This is a genomic window from bacterium, assembly GCA_040757115.1.
Lineage (GTDB): Bacteria > UBA9089 > CG2-30-40-21 > CG2-30-40-21 > SBAY01 > JBFLXS01.
In genome coordinates this window covers 1-4,074 of record JBFLYA010000303.1, presented here as the reverse complement: position 1 = coordinate 4,074, position 4,074 = coordinate 1, and the positions used below count along the sequence as shown (strand labels likewise).

2 protein-coding genes are annotated in these 4,074 nt (G+C 37.4%); both read left to right on the top strand.

Features of this window, described 5'->3' with window-relative positions:
* Nucleotides 1–271 precede the first annotated feature (271 nt).
* Nucleotides 272–916 carry a hypothetical protein gene (locus AB1422_17530; protein ID MEW6621105.1) on the top strand — a complete coding sequence of 215 codons (645 nt, stop codon included), beginning with the start codon at nucleotides 272–274 and terminating at the stop codon, nucleotides 914–916.
* A 334-nt stretch (nucleotides 917–1,250) separates the two neighbouring features.
* Nucleotides 1,251–3,941: a calcium-translocating P-type ATPase, SERCA-type gene (locus AB1422_17525; GenBank protein ID MEW6621104.1), complete on the top strand. Its 2,691-nt coding sequence runs from the start codon at nucleotides 1,251–1,253 to the stop codon at nucleotides 3,939–3,941.
* Nucleotides 3,942–4,074 lie beyond the last annotated feature (133 nt).

The window sequence follows — 4,074 nt, the reverse complement described above, 5'->3', positions numbered from 1 at the left end:
AAGTGGCGAAGAAGTAGAGTGGAGCAGAAGCATCGAAGAAATGGACTCGGAACGGAAGTGGTGAAGAAGTATCCTGGAGCAGAAATAGCGAAGAAGTAGCTTGGAAGAGGAGCAGCGAAGAACCAGATTCGGAGCAGGAGTAGTGAGGAAGTGGCTTGGAGCAGAAGCGGCGAAGAAGTAGTGTGGAGAGGAAATGACAAAGAAATGAATTGCTAACAAAACAATGAACCTGACAGAGCAGGTTATTTTATCGTTAGGCTGAGGGGAAAAGATGATGAGAGATATAGCAGTGATTTTTTTGATTATTACTTTGATTGGATCTCAAAGCAGAATACCACATTTAGATGGATTATGTAATTGTACGAATTCTTATGAGTGTGCACAGAAACTTGAGAAATATCAACTCAACCGATACAAGAACTTCGTTATTCGACAGTCAGATAGACTCTTGTTGAAATTGGATAATGGAGGACAATTAACTTTAGAAGATATTGATAAAGAGGGAAATGAGACAGAACTGTATACATTTCGTGAATTACTCGAAAATCTAAATATTTATGTGATACAGATTCACTATTATGAAGGTGGTGAATATATGCTTATTAATAAAAACAGTGGAGAAAAAATTAAGATTGTTGGTAAAATAAAGGTCTCCCCTGATAAGCAACGATTAGTTTCTTATAATGTTGACTTGGAAGCACATTATTGTCCAAACGGATTTCAAATAATTCGTTTATTAAACGATCATTTTGTCGAGGAATACCAATTAATTATAGATGAATGGGGACCATCCAATGTAAAGTGGATTAGTAATACAAAGTTAGAATTTGAGAAAATAGGTTGGCAAGACGCAGGTCTCAAAATAATAGGAAAGGTCAGGTATATTTACAGGAATAACAAATGGATTGGACAATAGAATCGTAGATTATGAATCGGAAAGATAATTATAGCACTTATTAATCGAAATTTGACATAGATATGGCTCTGAAATTCCAAATCACAAATTCCAAATTCTATTTAGTGAATTAGTGAATTAAGCGAATTAGTAAAATCTAATCTCTAATTCACTAATCTCTAATTCGCTTTTTGGTATGTGGAATTTGGTGTTTATTTGAGATTTGGTGCTTGGGATTTGGGATTTTTTTTACTTATCCACTCTGAGTAAAGTTTTGACTAATAACTGCTATATTATCTGAACGACTATTATAAATGATAGCATAAAGTTTTTACTTCGTCAAGAGAAAAACTTGATGGGTGAAAACTTTCAATTGACATCTACTTCGAGAAGTAGTATAATATCAATTATGGCACAAGCGATTTCCAAAATAACTCAGTTAACCCCACCACCCGTTGAAATGCCCTATGCTAAAGAAGTAGAATCTATATTTACAGAACTTAACACCTCTAAACACGGTTTATCTATCATTGAAGCAGAAAAGCGGCTTGAAAAATTTGGACTAAATATCCTTAAAGAAATTAAAAAAATCAGTCCTTTCACCATCTTCATCAATCAATTCAAAAGCTTTATTGTTGGAATATTGATTGCGGCTGTTGTTATTTCCCTTTTTATTCAAGAATACCTTGATGCCATAGTAATTGCGGGCATTCTTGTATTAAATGCTGTTTTAGGCTTTGTTCAAGAATATCGGGCTGAAAAGAGTATCGAGGCACTAAAGAAACTTATTTCGCTAAAAGCAAAGGTGATTAGAGGAGGCAAGGTTTGTGAAATACCTGCAGAGGAGATTGTTCCTGGAGATATTTTAGTTTTAGAAGAAGGGGATAAAATACCCGCAGACGCAAGGTTAATCGAGGCAATAAATCTCCAGACACAAGAGGCATCTTTAACCGGAGAATCCACCCCGGTTGAAAAAGAAGCGATTTTATTAGCCGAAAAAATACCACTGCCTGAGCAAAAGAATATAGTTTTCTCATCCACGATTATCACCAGAGGTCGCGGCAAGGCAGTAGTAGTTAACACGGGCATGAATACCGAGATAGGAAGGATTGCGGAATTAATCCAGGAGGTAGAAAAAGGACTTACCCCATTACAGATTAACCTTAAGCAATTAGGTCAATGGTTGGGGATGTTAACTATTGCTATTTGTATCTTTGTTTTTGTTGCTGGGGCAATAAAAACAGGTAAATACATCGAAATGTTCATCACCGCCATTGCCTTAGCCGTTGCCGCTATTCCTGAGGGATTACCCGCTGTTGTTACTATTTCCCTTGCATTAGGCGTTCAGAGAATGATTAAGAAAAATGCCTTGATTAGAAAACTACCCAGTGTTGAAACCCTTGGCTGCACCACAGTCATTTGCTCAGATAAAACAGGGACACTCACCTGTAATCAAATGACTGTAGAAAAAATATTTGTAAATGATGAGGTCATAAATGTTACTGGCAGTGGTTATTCTGTCAAAGGGACTTTCTCTAAACCGCCGGAGGAGTTATTGTTAAGAATAGGTGTTTTATGCAATGATGCCAATCTTGAGGGAGAGAAAGTCATTGGTGACCCAACCGAGGCAAGTTTAATCGTCAGTGCGGCAAAGGCAGGATTAATAAAAGAAGAATTAGAGAAAAAATATCCACGGGTAGCAGAAATCCCTTTTGATTCTAAAAGAAAGATGATGACTACTGTCCATCAAATAGATAATAAACTCTTTGCTTATACCAAAGGAGCACCAGATATTATTCTTGAAAAATGCCGCCAAATCTACATCAATGGCAAAATAAGGAAATTAACAAAAGAATACGAAGAAAAAATCCATAAAATAAATGAAGGGTTTGCTCAGGATGCCTTACGCATCTTAGGGTTTGCCTTTAAAGAAACCCAGACGACAAAACCTACGGAAGATGATTTAGTCTTTGTCGGGTTACAGGCGATGATTGACCCGCCAAGAGAAGAGGTAAAAGCCGCCATAAAAAAATGTGAAACCGCCGGTATAAAAGTTGTGATGATAACTGGCGACCATAAATTAACAGCAATGGCAATCGCCAAAGAATTAGAAATGACAGGTAAGGCATTAACCGGTAAGGAATTAGATGAGATTAAAAACCTGCATAGCATAGTTGAAGAAGTCAGTATCTATGCCCGGGTTTCTCCAGAACATAAAATGCAGATAATCGAAGCATTAAAAAAGAACGGCCATATCGTGGCGATGACCGGGGATGGGGTAAATGATGCCCCGGCTTTAAAAGACGCAGATATTGGAATTGCAATGGGAATAACCGGCACGGATGTCGCCAAAGAGACCTCTGAGATGATTCTCAGGGATGATAACTTCGCCTCTATCGTCAATGCGGTTGAAGAAGGAAGGACTATCTACAATAATATCCAGAAATTTGTCACCTATTTACTCAGTTCTAATTTAGGTGAGGTATTTACCATATTCACTGCAATAATGATTGGTCTGCCTTTACCTGCATTAGCCTTACAAATCTTATGGATAAATCTTATGACCGATGGCTTACCCGCTTTAGCACTGGGCATAGACCCGCCGGATAGGGGGATAATGTCCAGTCCGCCGAGGAAAAAAGAAAAAAAGATTGTTTCCATCAGACGATTTGCCTGGATGGTGTGCATTGGGATAATAATGATGCTCTCTACACTGGGAATATTTTATCTTTATAATCCTCAAGAAAATCTTGATTATGCCCGCACAATGGCATTTACCACCTTAATGATGCTTCAGATGTTCAATGTTATGAACTGTAGAAGTGACCGCATCTCGGCATTTAGAGGTTTATTTTCAAATATGTGGTTAATATGGGCGATATTAAGCTCGATTATTTTACAAATGGTGATAATCTGGACGCCGTTAAGGACTATATTCCATACCACCACTATCTCATTAGTTGATTGTGGGGGTATTCTCTTAATCTCATCTTCAGTTTTAGTTTTTGGTGAGATAATGAAGGTAAGCAGGAAGATTTTTTCGTAGGCGGGTCAGAGGTGTCTACTTTTGTAACCGTTCAGGCTATATATCAAAAGTGTAAGAAAGGGGATAAGGAGATAAGGGCGATATGGAGATAAGATAATAGAAATAGATTGAAATTTATAGAAATAGGTAGAAA

Coding starts and splice junctions, on each gene's coding strand:
- AB1422_17525 (MEW6621104.1), top strand. CDS start 1,251: ATGGGTGAAAACTTTCAATTGACATCTACTTCGAGAAGTAGTATAATA.
- AB1422_17530 (MEW6621105.1), top strand. CDS start 272: ATGATGAGAGATATAGCAGTGATTTTTTTGATTATTACTTTGATTGGA.